Here is a 24,196-nt window from a genome sequence, read left to right as displayed (position 1 = left end):
AATAGACTTAAAAAGTAAACTTAATAAATTATTGTATAATATTCATAAAATGATTCTTAATGAAAATTTTTAGTAAATTTAATAAATTAACTAACTTACAAAAAAATAAAAGAGTAATTCAATTATATTTTTAAAAGCTAGTCTTCATTTTATAATTATGTACTTAATATAATAATATCTAAGGGAAGTCATATGACTTCCCTTGTTTCAATTTATAATATATACAATTTTAAGTATAACTATTTGGTATTCTCATTTATATCTAACAATGTTTTACAGTTTAATACTAATTCTTGTACTTCATTAATAAATCCGCTGAGATGGTAACCATCACAAAATGCATGATGAACCTATACAGATATAACTATTTTATTATTCTGCTCAAAATATTTACCATCGCAAATTAAATTAAAATGAAAATCTAGGACTGGCTATTTTGAGACAGCCCCTATAAATATTTAATTTATTTATTATTTTTCTTTAAGCAATTTTGTGCATTCACCTAAATAGTATATTCGTAAGATATGAAGTGCCCTAGTACAAGCTGTATAAAGTAGCAATCTTTCCTCTTCACAATCGTAATTTTCATCTCCTGCATTATATATAAGAACTACGTCAAATTCTAACCCTTTAGCAAGAAATGCTGGAATTACTAATGTGTCATTTACATACTCGTCCTCATCATTTAGTAGCGCATTCACATTTACTTTATCTTTAAGAAAATTGTGAACATCCTGTGCTTCTTTTATAGTTTTTGTTATAATTCCAATAGATTTATATCCTTTTTCTTTATAAGTTTTTATATCTTTAAGTAATTGTTCATTTATATTATTTTCATCAGAAAAGCCAAGAACAATTGGTTTATCTCCTCTTCGTGCTACACATTCATAATTAACATTGTTACTTAAAAGCTTTTTAGAAAACTCAGTAATCTCTATTGTAGATCTATAACTTTTTGTCAAATTAATTATACAAGTTTCATCTTTTGGAAATATTTCTAATATATTTGTATAACTTCCAAGATTCATAAATGGATTTATAGATTGATTTAAATCCCCTAGTATAGTAATACTTGCATTATTAAAAAGCTTGTATAATATTTCATATTGTAATGGTGTATAATCTTGTGCTTCATCAATAATAACGTATTTAATTTCTGAAATTTTCAAAATATCTCCTAATGATCCTTTTAAATATAAAAGAGCATGCTGATCTTCATAATTAAACTTTTTAGATTTTATCATTTCTAGTGTATAAAATTTAACTTCATTAATGTATTTATCATCATATTCACTTATTATTAAAGTTGAAAATCTCTCTAAATTCTCAAACAACTCTTTATAAATATCAATTATATTAAAATCTGTCATCTTATAGATTTCAGAGCATATACTCTTTATTTCATTTTTCACAACTGATTTACTTTGTTTAAGAATCTCTGTTTCATCATTCTGGCTACTATAATTCTTAATATCTTCAGCCACTTCCCCTACTCTATTTTTCTCATAAGTTTCTAAAAGATATAAAATTCTCTCTCTTAACTTTTCAAGTCTTCTCTTTAATGGAAGGTGACCATAATCCTTAAAATACAACTCTTGTATTTCTTTAGATGATATTATTAAATTCCCTTTAAAAATTATATCCTTAAAATCTCTATTCTTTTTCTCTAAATAGATTACGTATTCTTTTAATATATTTAAAAATTGTTTTGAAGATTTAAATTTAATACTCTTAATTCTCTCCTTATAGCTATCTTCATTCTTAGAAGAAAGTATATATTCCATCATCTCACAATATTCTTCTTTAATAATTTCATTACCTAAAGCTTTATGCATATACTCTTTAAATGTAGTTTGGCACATATTATCTTCACCAAGCTGTGGTAACACATCTGAAATATAATCATTGAAAATATTATTTGGAGAAAATATTAATATATTTTGAGGTCCTATTTTTTCCCTATGCTTATATAATAAATAGGCAATTCTATGAAGAGCAACAGAAGTTTTTCCACTTCCTGCAGGGCCCTGTACAATTAAATTTTTATATAATTGATTACGTATTATTTTATTTTGTTCTCTTTGAATAGTTGTTACTATTGCTTTCATCTTACTATCGCTACTCTTGGCTAAAATATCCTGCAATATTTCATCATCTATTTTAAGATTACTATCAAACATATAATCAAGTTTACCATCATTAACCTTGTATTGTCTTTTTAGCGTAAGATCACCATTAATTACGCCTTCAGGACATGTATACCCAGCTTTTCCAACTTCATAATCATAAAACATGCTAGATATTGGAGCTCTCCAATCATATACTAAAAAATCGAAATCATCATTAATTAAATTAGAAATTCCTATATAATATTTTCCAGGTAAGTCTTTTCCTTCTTCAGTAAAATCTATTCTTGCAAAATAAGGAGATAAAAGCATTTTTTCATATTTTTCTTCAAGCTTTCTTGTAAACTCATGTCTTCTTTTTTGAATTTTCATAGTATTTATAAATTCCATAAAATCTACAATTTGATCTAGTCCATTGATCACTGAAACAGATCCTACATCTTCCCATAGCTGCTTTTGCGTTTCAATTGCTTCCTTCCTAAATCTTTCTTTGAAATTATGCTTTTTATCAAATTGTTTCTTAACCTCTTTAAGTACATCCTGTAACCATTCATTTTCAAGATTCCACTCATAGTTGCTACTATTCATAACCTTTCACTCTCCCTAATATAACATTATAAAAATAATTTATAAATTCTATTGACATTAAACTTTAGAAGGTGTAAAATAAAATTGAGAGAATATATTTTATACTCAATAAATAAAGTGATGTCAAACTTCATTGTATCACTTTTATTTTTTATGTCAATAGATTCATATCTCTAAATCATTATATATCTATCAATTATTCCTATTCCTCACATTATAATTTACTTTTTATATTACTTGGATTTTATAAATAAAAAACTCTTACCCATTTCTAACATGAATAAGAGCTCTTTTATTCAACTATATTAATATTCTTCAAAATATCTTAATAATATATAGTTATATAAGGTTAAACAATTATATTAAGTTATTTTTCTTAAGGCTAAAATATATTTTATTATTACTAGCAGTATTTGTTACTTCATCTACTATTTCTATATCTTCTCTAGTTGACTTCGGTACTTATCCAGATAAATCACATAGAGTTCCATCTCCATCTATAAAAAACAACTTTTTATCCATATATACTACTATTAACTTCGCTTAATTTTTATATACTGCTTATTAACTCTAAGGTTCAATATTATATTTCTTTAATTCTGCAAAACATCATCTTAAAACTATATTATAATTTATATCTCCACTATTATGATTATTTAACTCATCTATAACTATCAATAGCTCTAATTCTCCTATTTCTGCTACAAATTATTATAAATTATTTTATAAAATTATAACATAAAATAAATTTTATAAACATCCATAGTTGAATCATAAAATTATTTTGTTATAGTTTTCAATAATTCATAAATAAGTAAATGAATTATTTATTTCTTGATTCTTTTTTCTTTAAAATATTAGTATTTATTTCATAAAAACATAAATTTGTATTTAATTTCCTCATGATTTATAATAAAAGTGACTATATAAAATGGAGGTTTTCGTATGAATACAAAAAAAGAGGTAAGTATAAAAAAAATATCTCAAGATGCTGAAGATTTATTTAGAGGAGGATTTTTCTGTTCTGAAGCACTAATAAGTTCGATACGTTCTAACTTTGAGTTAGATATACCAGAAGAAGTAATAGCAATGGCTTCAGGATTTCCTGTTGGAATTGGACGTTCTAAATGTATATGCGGAGCAGTGTCTGGTGGTGTTATGGCTTTAGGTTTATTTTTTGGACGTACTAAACAGGGAGATTCTAAGGTGGAAAAAAATCTAGAATTATCAAAAGAATTGCATGACTGGTTTAAAGAATACAACGGTAAAAATTCTCTTTGCTGTCGTATATTAACTAAAGAATTCGATATGTCATCTGGAGCTCATAAAGAACAATGTATACATTTTACAGGCATGGTTGCTGGAAAAGTTGCTGAAATAATAGTAAGAGAACTAAATCTAGTTAATACAGACACTTTAGTTACAGTATAGGAGTGCAAGATATGATAAAAAAAATACCACTTCCTATTTCAGGGGTAATCCTTGGTTTTGCAGCTTTAGGTAATTTACTTCAAAGCTATTCTGAATCTATCCGCTTAATATGCGCAATTGTATCTTTAATTTTAGGATTACTATTAATATGTAAAATCCTACTATATCCGTCTATGATAAAAGAAGATATGAAAAATCCAATTATGGCTGGTGTATCTGCAACATTTCCAATGGCTATAATGCTTTTATCTACTTATATAAAACCTTTTATAGGCCAAAAGGCTATTTATATTTGGTATTTAGGATTACTTCTTCACTTAACTTTAATTGTGTACTTCTCAATAAAATTTATATTAAAGTTCAATATAAAAAAAGTTTTTACTACATATTTTATAGTTTATGTTGGACTAGCTGTTGCAAGTGTTTCTGCACCAGCCTTTGAAAAAACAAATATAGGTACATTAGCATTTTGGTTTGCATTTGTATTATGTATGATATTACTTGTAGTTGTAACATATAGATATAGTAAATATAAAGAAATACCTGATCCAGCTAAACCATTATTTTGCATATATGCAGCTCCTGTAAACCTTTGCCTTGCTGGATATATTCAATCAGTACAAACAAAGTCATTGTTAATGATATCTTTTTTAGCTGTTTTAGCATTCATAACATTTATTATAGTTTTATTTAAATTACCAAAGTATTTAAAGATGCCATTTTTTCCAAGCTACTCGGCATTTACATTTCCATTTGTTATAAGTGGGATTGCAACGAAAATGACTATGACTTACTTAACTAAAATAGGATATAATGTAGATTTTCTAAAATATGTTGTTTTATTACAAACAATTATTGCTACAGTATTAGTAATTTATACTTTATTTAGATTTATAATCTTTTTAATTCCCGAAAAAAAAGATTATTCTATAAATCAATAATTTTCATCATTAATTCACTTTTATAAGTAAAAAAATGAATTGTAAAAAATAATTATATTCTTTTAAGTAAATAAGAAACAACTTACCATATTAAAAACATTGTAAGTTGTTTCTTGTTATTTTGTATCTATTATCTTAATAGAATCTTATTTATAAATCAATTTTTGAGCATTAACTTTATCACTTTCATTAATTTCTCTTAAAACCTTACATGGATTTCCTACTGCAACTACATTTCCAGGAATATCTTTAGTTACCACGCTGCCTGCCCAATAACTGTATTATCACCAATTGTAATTCCTGGTAATATAATAGCACATGCTCCTATCCAACAATTTTTACCAATATAAACTGGTTTATTATATTGTGTTACAGGCATACGAAAACCTGGATCTATTGGATGTGCTGCAGTAGCAACAGTAACATTAGGTCCAAACATTGTATAATCCCCCACATAAATATGTGTATCATCTACTAATGTCAAGTTAAAATTGGCATACACATTATTACCAAAATGAACATGCTTTCCACCCCAGTTACTATGAAATGGAGGCTCAATATAGCATTCTTCTCCTATTTCTGCTAGCATTTCTTTTAACATACTTTGGCGTTTCTCATATTCTGTTGGACGTGTTTCACTAAAATCATATAACTTATCCAAACACTTGGTTTGCATCTCTAATAACTCTTCATCACCACAATTATAAATCTTTCCACTATGCATTTTTTCATATTCTCTCATTTTCAATTCTCCTTCTTTACCTGATCCTTTTCATAACAAATAATTTAATTTTAATAAATTATCATATGTATGAATTTCTTTAAATCAATACCTTGTCCATATTTATTATATCTATATAAAAATGTACTTGATAATATCATAACACATATTTTTCAATTACTCTGAAAAAGCTATATTTATTAACCCTCATTAAAGATATCTACATTCAAAATTTGTGAACTCTGAGTAATTATAACAACTTTCTCCATGAGCATACAATCCAATAATAACACCTGTAAATTCTCCAGCAACCTCAGAAGAAAGATATCTAGTCTTAGCTATTCCAAGATTTATTTCTTCATCCTCTGATTTAATATTAAAACTGTAATTACTATTGCTTGCATGAATGACTAGAGAAATCTTATTTGCATCATTTAAACTAACAGTTTTTTCTACTGATTTAATATCACCAATATTAAGTCGTTTTATTACCTCATATCCATTTTCATTTTTTCTTATTGCTAAATCATAAAATATGTTTTTTCATCCTCAAAATATAGAGATGGATCAATTCCTCCTTGGTCTACATAAATAGGATCAGACCATTCATCATAAATATTATCTGTCCAGACATAGAAATTTTGGCTAGTTGTATTATTGGTAGTAGTCATATAAAAACGACCATTGTTATATCTTATTGCTGGGGCAAAAACTTCACCAGAACTATTTATCTTATCAAGCTGAATCTGACTTTTTTTGTTAAGCAATGCCCTATTTGTTTCCAATTGATTAAATCCTTACTCTCGAAAAGAGGAACACCATGGAAATATTGAAATGAACTACATACAAGATAATACGTATCATCAACCTTACAAACCTTTAATTATAGGATTATTATATTTCACTTTATTTACCTCCATTTATAAATATAAAAATCAATTTTATATTATTTACATTAAAAATATCTATTATTTTATTATCTATTATAAGAATTTTTTAAATTTTATCATAAAATTAAAATACTAAATATCTATATTTATTGATATAAAATACATAAAATTTTACAATACAGCATTATCTATTTTCATCCATTTTTACTTATATAGACATTAATTATTACTCTTCTACTACATATTCTAATTTAAGTTAATTTAATAAAACCTTTAATTAGTTCGGAAAAAATATTATACTAAAATAAGTGTTCAAGTCTTTGATTGACTTACACAATTTTACTTATTGATATAAAATGTAATTAATTTTATTACAATTAATGTTACAAATATAAAAATTAGATTGAGAGGTTTATATATGAGAAAAAAAGATATACTTGAGCTAAAAAGACGTTTAAAGAAAGATCATTGCACCTTCACTAAAATGTGTGGATGCTATGTTAATGGAGAAAAACATGTTATTTTAAAGTTTAGGGAAACATTTTTAAATTTAGATGAAGATGAATATTTTAAATACTTAGAAATTGCTAAAAAAGTACTCTCTGGAACCATTGGTAACAATATTTTAGAACTTAACTTCCCAGCTAACGAAGATCTTATAAATGAAAGACAAATTTCTCTTATGCAGCTTAAAAACAGTCAATTAAGAGATGATACTCTTCTTGATAATTTTTATGACTCAATTATAGATAATTATGATTATACTGGTAACTTTTTAATACTAATTTTTCATGATGCTTATGATGTTATTACTAAAACTAAAGATAATGCTAAAATAGATGAATCAGAGGAAGTATATGAATATTTGTTATGTGCAATATGTCCTGTTTCACTTTCAGAGCCTGGCCTTAGATACTTTGAGGAAGATAATAAAATAAAAGCACGTATTAGAGATTGGGTGGTTGAAGCTCCAACTAATGGATTTGTATTTCCTGCTTTTATTGATCGTAGCTCAGATGTTAATTCTATTATGTATTACACTAAAAATACAAAGGATACACATCCTGAGTTAATGGAAAATGCTTTAGGATGTTATTCAAAGCAAACTGCAACTATACAAAAGGAAACATTCCAATCAATCATTAAAGATACATTTAGTACTGATGAAAAGGAAGCTGAAAAAATATTTATGGAAGTACAAGAAAACCTAAATAATATGCTTGATGAATACAATGCAATATATGATGATACAGATGCTGAACCTATAAGTTTAACAAAAGATGATATACAAAGTCTATTAATTGAAAGTGGAGTTCCTGAAGAACTTACTACAAAAATTGAAAAGTCTTATGTAGACACCTTTGGTGATGAGCTTCCTTTAGTAGAAAATTTAATTGATGCAAAAACACTTAAAGCAAATGAACAAATTAAAAGAGAAAAACATTTAGAAAAACAAGTGGAAATACTTCAAAATAGACTTGAGCAAGTTAAACAAGAATCTGCAGTAGATAATGAAACTCCTTTATCTACAGAAAATAATGAAGCTAGCTTAGTAAATAACATTGATAATTTAGAAGTTAATAATGATACTACGGATCTAGACAAAGAATCTATTAATAATATTATTAGTTTAGAGGAAAATTCTGATACTGATTCAAAAGAAGATTTAGAATCTAACATCAAAAATGTTGATGATACAGATTTAGATGATAATGATACTACCCTTAATTATGATGTTATTCTTCAAGTAAGGCCTGAAAAAATACCTCAAATAAAATCTCAAATAATTGATGGTCAAAAATGTATAGTTATTCCTATTAATGAAGATGAACAAACTACAGTTAATGGCTTAGACGACTTAATTTGATATAGTACTTCAAATTTGGTATAATATTCTGAAAAATAGTAGGAGGATATAAAATGTTTGAAGAAGATCAATATGAAGAAAATATAAAATCATTTAAAAAAATATCTTCTATGGAGGCAGATTACCTATTAAATAATGAAGATAAAGCTATTGTTTATATTGGTAGATCAACCTGCCCTTTCTGTCGTAAATTTGCTAAAAAATTAAGTGGATTAGCTAATAAAGTTATTACAACCATTTATTATATTGATAGTGCAGATTCTTCTGATAATGAAATTAGATTATTTAGAGATAAATATAATATTGTAACTGTGCCAGGTTTCATTGTTCATAAAAATGGAGAAATAGAAGTTCGTTGTGACTCTTCTATTCCAGAAAATGAAATATTAGATATGTTAAAATAAATACTTTATTGAATTTAAATCAATTATATTAACATAACTTTTCAATTATATATACAATAAATAATATAAGTATTTTTAAGGCTAAAATTTAAAATTCATATACAAAATTTAAGGACTTACTATATTTAGTAAGTCCTTTTTTTATTGTATTTAGAATAAAAAGGATTGTATATTGCATTATCACAATATACAATCTTTAATGTGATTTTACCACTTACCGTTAGTCATATGTCCTGCAAGTTCCGCCTTACATCTTTGCTTTATTGTCCAAGCTTCATTTTTTGCCTTTTCAAATCCATTTACACATTTTGGATCAAGATTTATTTCTATACCTTCTTGTGCAAGCTTAGCAATCTTACTTGCTAGTACAATGATTTCAGCATGAATATCGTTAGTTCTATCTGATGAATAAATTTTTTCAGCTTCTTCACTAGTAAGTTCAACAAACTTTTCTTTTCCTAAATTACATTTTGGGCACACTTCTGGTGCTTCTATTCCTTCATGTATATATCCGCATACAGCGCATTTAAATAACTTTTTCATAATAATTTCTCCTTCAATCTATATCAAAATTTTTCTTGAATTTCCATACTTATATACTACCTCTAATAATGTTAATTGTCAACTAATAATAATTATTATTTATTTTAAAATTAATAAAATTTATATAGCCATATCTAGAGTTTTATTATAATAGTAACTATAAGCTATAAATCCTTAGTGCTTTTTATTCACTAATACATATTAAGCCTAAAAAAAGTAACCTATTTCCTTTATATATTTTTTTATAAATTTTGCAGTAACTCAAGCATATATAGTATTATCAGGCACATCTTTATCTTCATAATGATAATATTATTAGTGTGGATATATACATTGGATGTGGAGAAACAGATGCTATGAGAATCATCTCTCGAATAGCTAAACAAATACAAACAGAATATCCTCATGTAAAGTTCCACTTACGTAGTGGTAAGATCAGTCGGGACTTTTAATGCCTAAAAATAGCTATCTTTCTTCCCATAATGTAATTAATCCTGATGATTTATTAAATCTTCCTCTTTTGATTTCTGCACAAACAATTATAAGCAATTAATTTTCCGGTTGGTTAGGAACAGATTTTTAAATATTAAATATAGTTGCTACATATATTATTTTATATAACGCTTCTTTAATAGTTAAAGAAGGTGTTGATTATGCACTATGTCTTGATAAAATTATAAATACAACATGAAACAGTAATTTATGTTTCAGACCACTCTCCTCTAAACTTGAGTATTGCCTTGACATTGTTTGGAGAAAAAATCATGTATTTTCTAGCTCAGCTATAAATTTTTTAAGAAGAGTGCAAAAAGAACTTTAACTGCTAAGTTATTTTCAATTCTGAGTAAACTAAAAAAGGAGAATTCAAATTTGAATCCTCCTTTCTTACTGACTAGTATCAAAATTTATTTTGATACAGCTCCTTTTAGTAATTCTAAGTTAAATACCAGAAATCTTTATTTTTTTCCATTAAGTCATCTAATACAGCTTTTGCCTTTTCAGGATTTACAATAGTTCTATTTAAAGTTAATGCTTGTAATGCCTTAGTATAATTTTTCTCTAAAAATGCTTCAACTGTAAGAAGTTCATATGCATGTTGCCCTTCCATTAACCCTTTATAAAATGGTTTGATTTCCCCATATTTATAAGGATGTGCTCCATCTTTTCCTACTGTTCCTGAAACTTCAACTATAGCATCTTTACTAAAATTAGTTATAATATCATTATTTCTACTCATAAGAATAAATTCATTATGAAGATCATAAGCTATGGATTCAGCAAGTTCAATCATTAAGTCTCCAAATACACTATTTGTAATTATTTCAACATCATCTATTGAATTAGCATTAGTAGCTTTAGAACATATGTCCCAAACTTCTTTTTCTCTTGAGTCCTTTGCTTCATCTGCTCTTGTATAATTAGGATCACTTTCAGCTACTATTTCCTCTGCAAAGAAATAATATTGAAGATACGTTGTTGGAATATATTCATCAAAAAAGTTCATATATTTATTTACTCTTAAGTATGTATCAAGCCAAGATTTAGAACGTTGCTCTGCATTATAAGGTTTAAAGTCATAATCTATTAAGTAAGTTCTTAGCTTATCGAAATAGTCATTTCCATCTACATCTTTAAGCTCTGTAAACCATCCAAAGTGATTTAATCCAAAGTAAGTAGCTCTTAAATTTTTTTGCTCAACTCCTAATATTTTAGCGTAAGATCTCATAAGTGAATATGGTTGATCACACAAATTTAAGATTCTCTTATCATCTGGAAAGACTTTATCAAGACCTAATGCAACTATTGCAGCAGGATTTGTATAATTTAGTATCCATGTATCTTTTGAATGTTTACGAACTTGATTAACCATTTCTACCATTGCTCCAAGAGATCTCATTCCATAAGCAAATCCTCCTGGTCCACAAGTTTCTTGTCCTACTAATCCATGCTTTAGTGGAATCTTTTCATCAAAACTTCTCATTTCATTTTTTCCAACACGCATTTGACAAAATACAAAATCAGTTTTTTCATATGCCACATCTGGATCTGTTGTGAAAACTACTTCTGTCTCATTGGAATAAGTTTTTAAAACTAACCTAATATAGTCTTCCATTTTTGATGTTCTCTCATTATCTATATCATAAAAAATGATCTTCTTTAGTGGAAATCTATCCTTTAATTTTACTAAGCTTCCTACTAAGGCTGGAGTTCTAGCACTTCCTGCTCCAGTTATTGTGATTATATTACTACTTCTCATTATCTATCCCTCCGCTGTATTTATAATTTAAAAGTTTTCTTATTTTTAATTTTACATATATTAATATTTTTTCTTATTTTTTAACTATTGTATTTGCACATTATTATATATTACTTAATTCATCATCTACTGCATTTCTAACAAACTCAACTAAAGGCCCATAAACTATATGAATATGCTTAGATGCTGGGAAGAAGACTCCTGTACATCCTGATGTTTCTAAAAGCTTTTGATCTACTATATTAACTTCACCTAAATCTATCCTTAAACGAGTTATACAGTTATCTACATTCTTTATATTTGACTTACCACCTAAAGCTTTAATAACTATTTTAGCTATTTCATCATATCTTTTTTCTTTTATAAGAGTATTATCTGCAGAAGGTGAATCTTCTCTTCCTGGAGTTTTTAAATCAAATTTTAATATTGTCCATTTAAATACAAAGTAAATTACAACTGCTAAAATTAATCCGATTATTATAAAGCTAACCCAATGAGTATTTTCATAAAGTAATCCAAATATTGCAAAATCAAAAACTGTACCTCTTATATATCCAATTGCAACATTAGCTAATGATAATACTACTGCTCCAACACCTATGATACATGCATAAACTACATATAATAATGGTGCAATAAATACAAATGAAAACTCTAGTGGTTCAGTAACATTACCTAAAAGTGCAGTTAATATACAAGTAATCATTAAAGATTTAACTAGTTTTTTATTTTCTTTATAAGCTGTTTTATACATTGCTAGTCCGATAGCTGGAAAAGCAAACAAAGTACATAACATTTGTTGTTGAGCCATAAATCTTGTTAATGATGGCATCATACTCCAATATTCACTAGTTGGACCTTGATTAAATAAAACTTCATTTAATGTTGGAACAACACCTACAAAAGTTTCTCCATTTATTACATATGACCCACCAGCTTCAGTAAATCTAAATAACGCATTCCAAAGATGATGTAGTCCAAAAGGTATAAATAATCTTTCACCTGCAGCTGTAAAAAATGGACCAACTGGACTTAAAAAAACTACTGATAATTTAGTAAGTAAAGTTACTAATGCTTCCCATATAAATGGTATTGTTAAACCAATTACAACCATAATTCCCATTGTTATTATTGGAACTGATTTTTTACCTGAGAAGAATGCAAAGGCAATTGGTAATTCAAGTTTATAGAATTTATCTGTTGCCCATGCAGCAACTAAACCCGTTACAATTCCTCCTAAAGCGTTTACATTCATAGTTTGTATTCCTAATACCTTTATTTGTCCAAATTGACTCATAACTTCTGGATCTGCTAGCTTTCCAGTTACAGTCAGCCAAACATTCATAGATATAATTAAAATTATATATCCTATAACTGATGCAAATACTGAAATTCCTTTGTCTTTCTTAGACATTCCATAAGCAACACCCATTGCAAACATTAATGGAATATTATCAAATACAGCACTTGCTATAGTTCTTATATTAACTAAAATAGTATTAAGGATTTCATTTCCTAAGAATGGGAATCTTGCTATCATATAGGATTGAACAAGTGCTCCCGTTATACCTAGTATCATTCCAACTGGCGCCATAACAGCAATCGGTAATAGTAATGTTCTACCGAATTGTTGAATCTTTTGACTAAACTCTTTTGACATTTCGTCTTCCTCCATTTATTAAATTATATACTTTATGAATACCTTTTCTTAAAAGAGCGCTCCTCTTAATAATCATTTTACGTTGTGCTTAGAAATGTTGCAATAACTTAAGGTGATACTCTTTTCTTTTATGAAGTCCAAGGTCACAAGAAATGACTTAGGTCATAAATAAAAATAACTCGCATTTTGCGAGCTATTTATAACTAAACTCTTTAATTGAATTTACTAACATCTCAATTACTATAAACATACCAATTCTAGATATACTATCATTAAACTTAGTTTCTGTATCATTAGAGACACAATGAAGAGTATAATCACTAATCTTTGATAATTCATTATTACCAAAAGACGTTATTGCAATAGTTCTAGAGCCTTTAACTTTTGCAATATTAGCAACTTCTAATATTTTTTCTGTATTACCAGATAATGAAATTAAAATAACTAACTCATCACTTTCTAATGTATTTCCAACTAAAGTAAGTAAATTATAGTCTTTAACAAAAATACACTTAACTCCTAAAGTTAATAATAGATGATTTAAATAATATCCAGCTGCTTTACTTGTACCTCTTGCAAAAACATAGACGGTTTTTGCTTCAATGACTTCTCTAGAAATTTTTTTATATAAGTCAGCTTCTATTACTACAAAGGTTTTTTCTATATTTTGTTTTAATCCATATTGTAAATCTTCTAAAACCTTTATATCATCATCAGCACTATTATTTGATTTTAAATAATATTTTAAATCTGAAAATCCTTCAAATCCTAATTTTTGAGATAAATTAATAATTACAGTTTTAGAAGTAAATGTCTCCTTAGCTAAATCATTTATTTTCATTTTTATTACCTTCTGTTGATTAGCATAAATATATGTAAATACTTTCTGCTCACTATTAGTTAATTTGTTAAATAATTTAGCTAAATTCTCCATAAAAACTCCTTACTTTTTGAAACTACAAATTATACCACAAACTAAATCTACTATTCTTTTATCAAATACACTTGGAATAATATTTTCACTATTTAGTTTATCTTCATCTATGCATTTAGAAACTCCTTTAGCAACTTCTAGCTGCATTTCTGTAGTAATTTTATTAACACGTGCTTTTAAAGCTCCTTTTATTATTCCTGGAAAAACTAATAAATTATTTATTTGATTAGGATAATCACTTCTTCCGGTAGCAATAACCTTTACATTAGCTTCCTTAGCAACTTCAGGCATTATTTCTGGAATTGGATTAGCTAGTGCAAATATTATGGAATCTGAATTCATTGACATTGCCATTTCTTTTGTTAAGATATTTCCTGCACTTACTCCTATAAATACATCTGAATTTACTAATGCATCTTTAAGACTCCCAGCTTTATTTTTATTGAACTTAATTGCACATTTTTCTTGATATTTATTACTTGCATTATCACTAGTGATTATACCATATCTATCACAAATTACAACATTATGAAATCCTGCATCGTAAATTAAATTAACAATAGCTATTCCTGCTGCTCCAGCTCCATTTACTACTATCTTAATATCAAAATCCTTTTTTACAACCTTTTTAGCATTTAAAAGTGCAGCTAAAACTGCAATAGCAGTTCCATGCTGATCATCATGAAAAACAGGTATATCACAAATTTCATTTAGTTTTTCTTCAATTTCAAAGCAACGTGGTGCACTTATATCCTCTAAATTTATTGCTCCAAAGCTACCTTCTATCAATTTTATTGTATTTACTAATACATCAACATCATTATTGTTAATACAAATAGGAAAAGCATCTACCCCGGCAAACTCTTTAAATAATACGCATTTTCCTTCCATAACAGGCATTGCAGCTAAAGATCCAATATTACCAAGCCCTAATACAGCACTTCCATCAGTAATTACACCAACTAAATTAGATCTTCTTGTATATTTATATGAAGCCTCTTTATCATTTTCAATTTCTAAACACGGATATGATACACCTGGAGTATACGCAATTGTTAAATCTTCATTATTATTTACAGGACACCTACTTATAACTTCTATTTTTCCTTTCCACATTTCGTGGGCTTGCAAACTTTTTTCTTTCATAAAACATCCCCTCCTTCCTATGTATAATAGATTCTTTTTATGTTCTATTCAATAGAATTGGTATATTTAAGACCTAAGTAATTTTTTGATTATACATAAATTATCTTCAGAAATAAAATAGATTATTAAAAATCTATATACTATATTAGTAAATTTAGGTATTATTATTATATCTTTATCATATTAGGAGGATATTTAAATTGTTAGTATATATATGTTGTGCTGGAGGAGCAACCTCTAGCTTATTCTGCTCAAAAATCAAAAAAGCTTCAAAAGAAAATACCATTTTAGTTGATGATATTATGACAATTATATGAAATTTTAAAGAATACAATGAAAGATACAAATTTATACTCGCTTATGGACCTGCTGAATTTATAAAAGAATCCTCTATAAAAGAATATAATCTGAATAATATAATTGACTTAATTTTAATTTGTCCTCAAGTAAGATACCTACTATCATCCATAAAAAAGCTTATATCACCTTATAATATAAATTGTGATGTTCTAGATATGAAAACATTTGGAACTATGAATGGAGAAAAAGCATTAAAAGATATAATGAAATATGCTGCTGGTCTAAATGGAAAAGTTGCTTCACCTCCAGTAAATGTATAAGTATAAGTAATGCTATTACCATTATTTCCCAGAAAATATTTTTAATATATTTTATAAATTAAATAGCCATTAAGCTAAAGTAAACTATTTTATCTTTTCATAAATAGTGAGTAGTAATTCATTATTAAGAAAATAATTCCCGTATTTGATAACTAAAAATTTAAATTCAGAATCATAATTAAGAGAAATAAAATTAAGAGAATTTACATTAAATTTAACCTTAACATAAATTCCCTTTTATTGTATTTAAGAATTTGTTTTTTTCACTATCATTTAAAAATACTTTAACAGGCACTATTGCAAATATATTAAAATTTTCTTTAAAGATAAAAATTCTTTTTTTATAAATTATTATATTAGAAATACCTTTAAAACTTAATTCACTTTTATTATCATTTTTTAAAATAACAATTTTATCATTTTTTAATTTTAATATTGTCTCACTATATAAATACTTATTATTGCTATCTTTATCTTTAAGCCTATGTCTTAATTCCATTTTAACAATAATAGGTAGAAGTACTAACCATAATAAACATAAAATTGTTACTATAATTAAAAAAATATATTTATCTTCATAATTGTATTTAAAATACCATATGGAAATAAGTAATATTATTAACATATAACCATATTTTAAAAAATAATTTTTAACCCTCCTATTCTTTAATTTAGTATTTAAATAAAAATTTAGTTCTATTAAATCATCTACTGTATTTTTATATTTTATTTTCACTTAATCACCTAATTAATAATATTTTTCATTTATATATAATTATATCAATTTATACCAAATTAATCTATGCCAATTTATTACAATAATGGTGACTATTCTAAGATTATGTTAATTCAAGATTTTACTGTTTAATATCCTAAAAAAAATATATACTTATGGTGATTTATTTTATTTTTTTAACTATTTCTAAACCATATTTATTTAATAAATTTATATCTACATCATTATAAAACTCAATAATTTGACTTAATATTATATTGGCTTCAGTTTTATAGCTAAGAACTCTCCCTTTTGATTCCCGCCTAAAATCGCTCCAAGTCCAAAGATGAGCCGTTCCATTAATTGCTTTAATCTCATATATATAATTATTAGACCTTATAATATATTGTAATAAAGATAATCTTATATTATTTTTATCAGTTATAAATTCTTGAGGATAAGAATTTATAGTTTTCTTTATTTCTTCATCTAAATTAGAATATTTAATATATAATTCTTTAAATTTTCCCATTGAAATACTCCACTTTTAACATTTTTATATTTGTATAATATCTATTATACCATCTTATTAAAAAAATTAAATTTATAGACATTTTGAGCTTAAATATAAGTTTTTATCTATTATTTATAACTTACTTAAATATTAATCCCTTCGTATAACTTATATACCATAAATACATTAAAAAAGGATAAAACCTAAGTTTTACCCTTAATAAGAAATTATTTTACATTATATATTGTATAGTACTTATTTTTCAAATAATCTATAAAGTATTTAGGATTAAGTTCTTCTCCCGTAATATTTTTTATAAGTTCCTCTGGAGTATATAATGCACCATGTACATGAACTTTTTCTTTTAACCACTTAAATATTTCAGTAAAGTTACCATTTTTAACTTCTGCCATTATATCTGGTTTTTCTTCTAAAAGTTTATGAAACATTTGAGCTCCATATAAATTTCCTAATGCATAACTTGGGAAGTATCCAAAAGATCCATCTGACCAGTGCATATCTTGAAGTATTCCTTCACTATCACTTTTAGGTTCAACCCCTAAATACTCCTTATATTTTTTATTCCATAACTCTTTAAGATCATCTACTTTTATTCTTCCATTAATTAATTCTTTTTCTATTTCATATCTTATTATAATATGAATCCCGTATGTTAATTCATCTGCTTCAGTTCTAATTAAAGAAGTTTCCACATAGTTCATTCCATCATAGAATTGGTCTAGAGTAACATTTTTAAAATCTTCAAAGTATTTTTTAGCTATAGGTAATAAATATGAACAAAACTCTTTACTTCTTCCTAATATATTTTCATAAAATCTTGATTGTGATTCATGTATTGCCATAGAAGCTCCAGTTTGAAGACCAGTACCTTCTAACTCATCACTTATATTTTGTTCATAAATACCATGCCCACCTTCATGAATAGTACTAAATAAAGCTGAAGTAAATTCATCTTCATGGTAATTAGTAGTTAGTCTTACATCTTTATTTCCAAAGTTCGTTGTGAAAGGATGAACACTTTCATCTAGTCTACCAGCTTCTAAATCAAATCCCATTTTATTTAAAATATATAATGATAAGTCCTTTTGTTTCTTTATATCAAAATTACCATATAAAAAATCACGATTTATCTTTTTATTACTAGCTTTAACATTATTTAATACCTCTATTATTCCATCTCTTAGCTCTGCGAATATTTTATCTAATTTTTCAGTAGTTAATCCTAATTCATATTTATCTAAAAGGGTATCATATTTATCATTCTTAAATCCCCAATAATTAATAAATTCTTTTTGAAATTCAACTACTTTTTCTAAATGAGGCTTGAATATTTCAAAATCATTAGCATCTTTTGCTTTTTCCCAAGCTAATTCTGAATTGCTGCAAACACCAACAAAAGCTACATATCTATCTTGAGGTATTTTTTTAGTTTCATTATAATTTCTTTCAAGTTCCTGTAGCATTCTAGCCTCGGTATGATTCATTTCGTTTTTATATTTGGATAAATCATTTATAAAATCTTCTACTTTAGAGCTAGTAACCATCTTAAAGCTTTCACCTGACAAATACTCTAAAACTTTTGATCTAGATTCACCTGCCTTAGTCGGCATATTAGTTCTCATATCCCAGTAAACTAAACTCATTGCTTGGACTAGTTTTTCATATTCACTTAAATAATTTTTAAGTTCTTCAATTTTTTCTTTTAACTGCATATTATTTCCTCCCTATATAAATTTTACTTATATATAAATATATCATATTTTAATTATTAAAATAAATATATTTTAAATTTATAATAAAACTAAGGTACTAACATATACTCAATACATTATTTATCTAAATAAAAAGAATATGACTTTTAGCCATATTCTTAAACATACTTATCAATTAATACTATTTCTGATTAGTAACTTCATTATAAGTATTACCTATTTTAGTTATCTCCTCTTCTGATGCTGGACATAGTGGATAATAACCTTTTTTCACCATCCATTGCCATACTTCATAAGCATGATTACAACTCATAGTAAATGCATCTTTTAAAAATTCTCTTAAATCTGGATTACTTGCTTCCATAGCACTCCATGCATATTCTCTACCTGCTCTTTTTAATGTTAAAAGATATGATGTTGCAATTTCTCTATCATTTAATGTTGTAGCATTTGTATTAGGAGTTGTAGGTTGAGTCATATTTACTGGTGCCTTCGTAAAGTCTTGTAGAATTTTCTTTAATGCTGGTACATTTAATTTTTGTGTAGGTGTAGTTGCATTTTTAACATATTCCACCTTTATATTATAATCTTGAATATGGACTGGCAAATGAGTTTCTAATATACTCTTAAGTTCTGGATCTTGAACCATATTCTTAAATAATCCCATAGATGTTATTGAATTGACACAGCTCATTATTAATTCACTTAATTGATTTAATTCGTTTGAAGCTAATTGCATGATAATTCTCCTTTATATTATTTATTTTCTTGGATCATTAAAAGAAGGTGCTGTTGGATCTGGTGCTTTATGTTCTGGTCCTGGAGTTGATAAATCAAAATAAAGCTTAGAATCTTCAGTAACTCCAAAATCTCTATTTGATCCAGTTCCTTGAACTTTGTTAAGTGCTTCTCTAAATAAAGCATTATGAGCTTCTTCTCTATTTAATAGAAAATCAATAGTTGCCCTTACTTCTTTATCTTCAATTTGACGATACAAGTATTCATATACAACTTTAGCTCTTTGCTCAGATGCAATATTGGAAAGTAAATCCGCAACTAAATCTCCTGTACATGATACATAATCAGAAGTCCATGAATATCCAGATGAATTAATTAATAATGGTGATAATCCACCTAAAACATGCCCTTGAATTTCCCCAGAAACTACCTTCTTATAATCTACATCATGACCATTTAATAAATTAATAGTTGTTGCTACCATTTCCATATGACTTAATTCTTCTGCAGCAATATCAAGGAATAAGTCTTTTATCTCTTGATCTTTTATTCTAAAACTTTGTGAGATGTATTGCATTGCTGCTTTTAATTCCCCATTAGCTCCTCCTAACTGCTCTTGTAATAATACAGCATATTGAGGATTTGGTCTTTCTACTTTGACTTCATGTAATAATGCTTTTTCATGTTTAAACATATTTATCCCTCCATAAAAAAATTTTCAAGATTATTTTCCCCTTTTTATCTCCTAATATTCTCTATATTTTGCATATCATAAATGCTTTTCTATTACTTCTAATTCAATACTAATACCCATTTTTACATTATAGAATAGTAAAAGCACAGTAACCTTGAAAGTATTACTGTGCCCTTATATATTTAATATTCTTTATTTAATTATTATTTCTTATATATCATAAAAAGTATTAATATTAATAATCTAAGTACTAATTAATTGAAAAAAGACTTAATATATCTTCTTCGCTTAATGTATTTATACTTGATATATCATTTTCATTATCAATTATCTTTTCAATTAGTTTTCTCTTTTCATCTTGAAGATCAATTATTTTTTCTTCTATAGAATTCCTTGCTATAAGTTTAATTACTTCAACTATATTCGTTTGCCCAAATCTGTGTGCTCTATCAGTCGCTTGATCTTCAACAGCAGGATTCCACCAAGGATCAAAGTGTATTACTATATCTGCTGAAGTTAAGTTTAAACCAGTTCCCCCTGCTTTTAAGCTTATTAAAAATACAGAGTTTATTCCTTCATTAAATTCATTTACAAGTTCTAATCTCTTTTCTGAAGGAATTGATCCATCTAAGTAACTAAACAAAATGTGTTCTGATCTTAATTTACTAGCAATATTTTTTAAAACTGAAGTAAATTGTGAAAATACTAATATCTTATGTCCTTCTTCTATACCCTGCTGTAGAATTTCAATAAGAGCATCTACTTTTCCACTAGTTCCAACATAATCATTTATCAATACAGAAGGATCCAGGCACAGTTGTCTAAGTTTAGTTATATAAGATAAAATTTCTATTTTACTTGTTTTTAAATCATCATCCTTAACCTTCTTTTCAATTAAACTCTTAGCATGATCTGCATAAATTGTATATACCTTTTCTTGTTCTTCTGACATAGATACTATTAATTTCTTTTCTATCTTTTGAGGTAGTTCTTTTATTACATCCTTTTTATATCTTCTTAATATAAAAGGCTTAATAAGCTTATTTAATTCTTCTAAAATTTCTTCAGATTCATTTAATTTCTTATGATACCTTACGCTAAATCTTTTTTCATCAAAAAGATAACCAGGCATTATAAAATCAAAAATTGACCATAATTCCATTAAGGAATTTTCAACTGGAGTACCAGTTAATGCAAATTTTCTATATGATTTTATCTTTTTTACAGACAATGAATTTTGAGAATGACTATTCTTAATATATTGTGCTTCATCTATAAAACAATAATCAAATTGTAATTTTTCATATTCATCTAAATCTCTCTTAATTAAATTATAGGTAGTAATGATTACATCATATTTTTCAATATTATCTAATATTTTAATTCTTTCATCCTTAGATCCATTTACAACAGTATATTTAATGCTCGGTGCAAATTTTTCTATTTCACTACTCCAATTATAAATTAATGACGTTGGTGCAACAATTAAAGTTTTAGATGGTAAGCTTGACAAAATAAAAGTTATTGCTTGAATTGTTTTACCAAGGCCCATCTCATCACCTAGAATTCCACCAAAACCTAAATAATCCATCGTTTTAAGCCAATTATATCCTTCCTTTTGGTAAGGTCTAAGTTCTGCAATTAATTTTAATGGCTCTTTAAACGTTAGCTTATTTACATCCTTTATTTTCTTTTGAATTTGCGATAATTCTTTTTTGCCTTTTATATATCTAATATTATTTTCCTTAATAAAACTATCTATATATAATGCTTTATTTTTGCTAAATAGTATACTATCATTTTCTATATCATTTTCTAATGATAATATATCTAGTAAATTTAAAAAGTTTTTAAGCTCTATTTCTTCTAAATCCAAAAATTCTCCACTTTTAAGCTTAAAATACTTAAGATTATCTCTAAGAGCTAATACTATATCTTTAACTTCATTTTCTGGTATGTTATCAATTTTAAATTTTAATTCAAAATAATCAAATTTTCCACTTTGTATATTACCTTTTATATTTTTACTATTGACTTGCTTTATCATTTTAAAGTTCTGTGAATAAAAAACTTCTCCAACATCTTGAAGTTTTTCTATATCATATTTAAAGAATTTAAATAAAAAATCATCGCCAAATAATAAGTAAAATTTATCTCCAGAAGCATCAAAACCAAGAGACCTTAAAAATGACATAACTTCTCTTTCTTTGTTTAAATCTCTATAAATAATTTTATTTTTATATTCATGAAAAATATTAAATTCATGCTCTCCATATTTAACTTTTAAAGTTAATGTTACATCTTTATTAACTTTATCAAAATAAAACTTAAACTTAACGTCTTCTTTTACAATTTTATTTTTTATAGACTTATTAATACTTACATCATTAGATAATGTATAAAGTTTAGGTAATAACTTAGATAAAACTCTTATTTCCTCAGCTTTATCTATTGATACAGATTTTGTATTATTAAATATATCCAAATAAGTAGATATATCATAGCAATACTCCAAACTCGGTAAATAAATACTACTTCCATAAATAAATACGGTTCCCTTTTTATCTATTTTTTCAGGTATTCCATCCTCTAAGCTTAATAAATATTCTTTTTCTAATCCTTTTAAAGAAATTTTAATACTTGGCTTATCAAAAATAATCTCACTTTCTACAGGTTTATAAAAAAAGCCTTCATTTAAGTAAACTCTATTTTTTGAAACAGTATCAAAAAATTCTCTTATTAAAAAGTCTGGTATTATTAACATCTTTCCATCTATATATTTATCTTGCCTCCTCATAAAATTTGAAGAAGCTAATTCTATATCTTTTACCTTTTCAATGAAATCTATTATTTTCTTTTCCTTTATCCCTAGCCTTTGATATCTTAGATCAAAATTAAAGTCCTTGCCATATTTAATTGGTATCTTATTATAATAAGAAGTTAAAAGCTGATTTATATCTTTAATAACATATAGTCTATTAGAAGATAATCCTTTTAATCCTATCTTAAATTCTGCTGCTAGTTTATTCTTTAAACCTTGTTTATTTATATAAACCTCTATTTTAATTTCATTTTTATTTTCTTCTTCTAAAAGTAAATCTAATATATTCTCTTTTTTACTTTTAAAAATTATCTTATTTAAAAGTGTTTCATTAAATTTTGCTTTGACTTCTTCATTATTATCTAATTCATTTAAAAATTTATAAAAACTTGCAAATAAATGCTTACAACAATAATTATGTTTACGCAACTCATTTCTTTCAAAGTCATCACAGCTACAAAAAGTTGATATTATATTTTTAGTATTTATATCTATTTCCATTTTAGAGTTGTACTCATTAAAATAATTTTCTGATATAATTTTAGAATCTATATAAACTAAATCATCATCACATTTCACATTAAAATTAGAAATTAAATCATTTTCTAATATCCTCTTACCGCCCAAATCATTTTTCCCTGATATATCTTTATTAAATTTTTCTAATAAAACTTGTTTAATCATAATTCTCACCTTATTAATAATGAAATAGTGAAAGAATTAAGGATATAATTCAATTATATTGAATTATAAAAATTGAAAAGTTAATAAAAAATCTTAAAGATTTCTTATTAAAAGTGCTTTGCACTTTTTTATTTTAAGTTTTGCATAACAAAATCTCCTCAATTCTTTA

The 24,196-nt window shown here is 25.9% G+C and carries 17 protein-coding genes and 2 pseudogenes; 4 read left to right on the top strand and 15 right to left on the bottom strand.

Annotated elements, in window-relative coordinates; translation table 11 throughout:
* Nucleotides 1-470: 470 nt before the first annotated feature.
* Nucleotides 471-2,714, bottom strand: coding sequence for an RNA polymerase recycling motor HelD (gene helD, locus CSBG_RS08260; RefSeq protein ID WP_008678650.1), 2,244 nt, complete (start codon nt 2,712-2,714; stop codon nt 471-473).
* 945 nt (nt 2,715-3,659) lie between these two features.
* On the opposite strand from helD, the gene CSBG_RS08255 reads away from it, so the two are divergent.
* Nucleotides 3,660-4,145, top strand: a complete 486-nt coding sequence (locus tag CSBG_RS08255) for a C-GCAxxG-C-C family protein (RefSeq protein ID WP_008678649.1) — start codon at nt 3,660-3,662, stop codon at nt 4,143-4,145.
* Nucleotides 4,146-4,156: 11 nt separating this feature from the next.
* Complete coding sequence (locus tag CSBG_RS08250) at nt 4,157-5,086, top strand: TDT family transporter (RefSeq protein ID WP_008678648.1); 930 nt, start codon at nt 4,157-4,159, stop codon at nt 5,084-5,086.
* Nucleotides 5,087-5,232: 146 nt separating this feature from the next.
* Here CSBG_RS08250 and CSBG_RS08245 read toward each other — a convergent pair.
* From CSBG_RS08245 to CSBG_RS18510, 3 genes and pseudogenes are all read right to left on the bottom strand, one after another.
* Nucleotides 5,233-5,828, bottom strand: a pseudogene (locus CSBG_RS08245) (sugar O-acetyltransferase).
* Nucleotides 5,829-6,017: 189 nt separating this feature from the next.
* A complete protein-coding gene (locus CSBG_RS18515) occupies nt 6,018-6,281 on the bottom strand; it encodes a hypothetical protein (protein ID WP_242825287.1) in 264 nt (87 codons plus the stop codon).
* A gap of 47 nt (nt 6,282-6,328) precedes the next feature.
* Nucleotides 6,329-6,624 (bottom strand): annotated as a pseudogene (locus CSBG_RS18510) (family 43 glycosylhydrolase); the annotation flags it as partial.
* Between the two features lie 491 nt (nt 6,625-7,115).
* On the opposite strand from CSBG_RS18510, the gene CSBG_RS08235 reads away from it, so the two are divergent.
* Complete coding sequence (locus CSBG_RS08235; RefSeq protein ID WP_008678647.1) at nt 7,116-8,564, top strand: DUF4317 domain-containing protein; 1,449 nt, start codon at nt 7,116-7,118, stop codon at nt 8,562-8,564.
* A gap of 53 nt (nt 8,565-8,617) precedes the next feature.
* Nucleotides 8,618-8,968 (top strand): thiol reductase thioredoxin, encoded by a 351-nt coding sequence (locus CSBG_RS08230; RefSeq protein ID WP_008678646.1) that lies wholly within the window; start codon nt 8,618-8,620, stop codon nt 8,966-8,968.
* Between the two features lie 207 nt (nt 8,969-9,175).
* On the opposite strand, the gene CSBG_RS08225 is transcribed toward CSBG_RS08230, so the two are convergent.
* The 11 genes from CSBG_RS08225 to CSBG_RS08170 all read right to left on the bottom strand — a co-directional run bounded on the left by CSBG_RS08225 (nt 9,176) and on the right by CSBG_RS08170 (nt 24,027).
* A complete protein-coding gene (locus CSBG_RS08225; RefSeq protein ID WP_008678645.1) occupies nt 9,176-9,511 on the bottom strand; it encodes a rubredoxin-like domain-containing protein in 336 nt (111 codons plus the stop codon).
* A gap of 934 nt (nt 9,512-10,445) precedes the next feature.
* Entirely contained in the window at nt 10,446-11,768 is a 1,323-nt protein-coding gene (locus tag CSBG_RS08220) for a 6-phospho-alpha-glucosidase (RefSeq protein WP_008678643.1), read from the bottom strand.
* A 103-nt stretch (nt 11,769-11,871) separates the two neighbouring features.
* Entirely contained in the window at nt 11,872-13,428 is a 1,557-nt protein-coding gene (locus CSBG_RS08215) for a PTS transporter subunit EIIC (RefSeq protein ID WP_008678641.1), read from the bottom strand.
* A gap of 193 nt (nt 13,429-13,621) precedes the next feature.
* Nucleotides 13,622-14,362, bottom strand: a complete 741-nt coding sequence (locus CSBG_RS08210; RefSeq protein WP_008678638.1) for a MurR/RpiR family transcriptional regulator — start codon at nt 14,360-14,362, stop codon at nt 13,622-13,624.
* A 9-nt stretch (nt 14,363-14,371) separates the two neighbouring features.
* Entirely contained in the window at nt 14,372-15,508 is a 1,137-nt protein-coding gene (locus CSBG_RS08205) for a malic enzyme-like NAD(P)-binding protein (protein ID WP_008678636.1), read from the bottom strand.
* 840 nt (nt 15,509-16,348) lie between these two features.
* Nucleotides 16,349-16,864 carry a hypothetical protein gene (locus tag CSBG_RS08195; RefSeq protein WP_008678634.1) on the bottom strand — a complete coding sequence of 172 codons (516 nt, stop codon included), beginning with the start codon at nt 16,862-16,864 and terminating at the stop codon, nt 16,349-16,351.
* Between the two features lie 163 nt (nt 16,865-17,027).
* Entirely contained in the window at nt 17,028-17,375 is a 348-nt protein-coding gene (locus tag CSBG_RS08190) for a hypothetical protein (RefSeq protein ID WP_008678633.1), read from the bottom strand.
* 209 nt (nt 17,376-17,584) lie between these two features.
* The gene (locus tag CSBG_RS08185) at nt 17,585-19,090 is read right to left on the bottom strand and encodes a carboxypeptidase M32 (RefSeq protein ID WP_008678630.1); all 1,506 of its coding nucleotides are present in this window, start codon (nt 19,088-19,090) and stop codon (nt 17,585-17,587) included.
* Nucleotides 19,091-19,271: 181 nt separating this feature from the next.
* Nucleotides 19,272-19,829, bottom strand: coding sequence for a spore coat protein (locus CSBG_RS08180; protein ID WP_008678628.1), 558 nt, complete (start codon nt 19,827-19,829; stop codon nt 19,272-19,274).
* A 21-nt stretch (nt 19,830-19,850) separates the two neighbouring features.
* Complete coding sequence (locus CSBG_RS08175; protein WP_008678625.1) at nt 19,851-20,522, bottom strand: manganese catalase family protein; 672 nt, start codon at nt 20,520-20,522, stop codon at nt 19,851-19,853.
* Nucleotides 20,523-20,772: 250 nt separating this feature from the next.
* On the bottom strand, nt 20,773-24,027 hold the full coding sequence (locus tag CSBG_RS08170) for an SNF2 helicase associated domain-containing protein (RefSeq protein WP_008678623.1): 3,255 nt from the start codon (nt 24,025-24,027) through the stop codon (nt 20,773-20,775).
* Nucleotides 24,028-24,196: the final 169 nt, after the last annotated feature.

Origin of the sequence: Clostridium sp. 7_2_43FAA, assembly GCF_000158375.2 — a bacterium.
GTDB lineage: Bacteria > Bacillota > Clostridia > Clostridiales > Clostridiaceae > Clostridium > Clostridium tertium.
Note: the sequence above shows the minus strand (reverse complement) of the source record. Positions and strands in the feature narration are given on the sequence as shown.

Coding starts and splice junctions, on each gene's coding strand:
- CSBG_RS08215 (WP_008678641.1), bottom strand. CDS start 13,428: ATGTCAAAAGAGTTTAGTCAAAAGATTCAACAATTCGGTAGAACATTA.
- CSBG_RS08225 (WP_008678645.1), bottom strand. CDS start 9,511: ATGAAAAAGTTATTTAAATGCGCTGTATGCGGATATATACATGAAGGA.
- CSBG_RS08255 (WP_008678649.1), top strand. CDS start 3,660: ATGAATACAAAAAAAGAGGTAAGTATAAAAAAAATATCTCAAGATGCT.
- CSBG_RS08175 (WP_008678625.1), bottom strand. CDS start 20,522: ATGTTTAAACATGAAAAAGCATTATTACATGAAGTCAAAGTAGAAAGA.
- CSBG_RS08190 (WP_008678633.1), bottom strand. CDS start 17,375: ATGGGAAAATTTAAAGAATTATATATTAAATATTCTAATTTAGATGAA.
- CSBG_RS08185 (WP_008678630.1), bottom strand. CDS start 19,090: ATGCAGTTAAAAGAAAAAATTGAAGAACTTAAAAATTATTTAAGTGAA.
- CSBG_RS08250 (WP_008678648.1), top strand. CDS start 4,157: ATGATAAAAAAAATACCACTTCCTATTTCAGGGGTAATCCTTGGTTTT.
- CSBG_RS08220 (WP_008678643.1), bottom strand. CDS start 11,768: ATGAGAAGTAGTAATATAATCACAATAACTGGAGCAGGAAGTGCTAGA.
- CSBG_RS08205 (WP_008678636.1), bottom strand. CDS start 15,508: ATGAAAGAAAAAAGTTTGCAAGCCCACGAAATGTGGAAAGGAAAAATA.
- CSBG_RS08170 (WP_008678623.1), bottom strand. CDS start 24,027: ATGATTAAACAAGTTTTATTAGAAAAATTTAATAAAGATATATCAGGG.
- CSBG_RS08235 (WP_008678647.1), top strand. CDS start 7,116: ATGAGAAAAAAAGATATACTTGAGCTAAAAAGACGTTTAAAGAAAGAT.
- CSBG_RS08210 (WP_008678638.1), bottom strand. CDS start 14,362: ATGGAGAATTTAGCTAAATTATTTAACAAATTAACTAATAGTGAGCAG.
- CSBG_RS08180 (WP_008678628.1), bottom strand. CDS start 19,829: ATGCAATTAGCTTCAAACGAATTAAATCAATTAAGTGAATTAATAATG.
- CSBG_RS08230 (WP_008678646.1), top strand. CDS start 8,618: ATGTTTGAAGAAGATCAATATGAAGAAAATATAAAATCATTTAAAAAA.
- helD (WP_008678650.1), bottom strand. CDS start 2,714: ATGAATAGTAGCAACTATGAGTGGAATCTTGAAAATGAATGGTTACAG.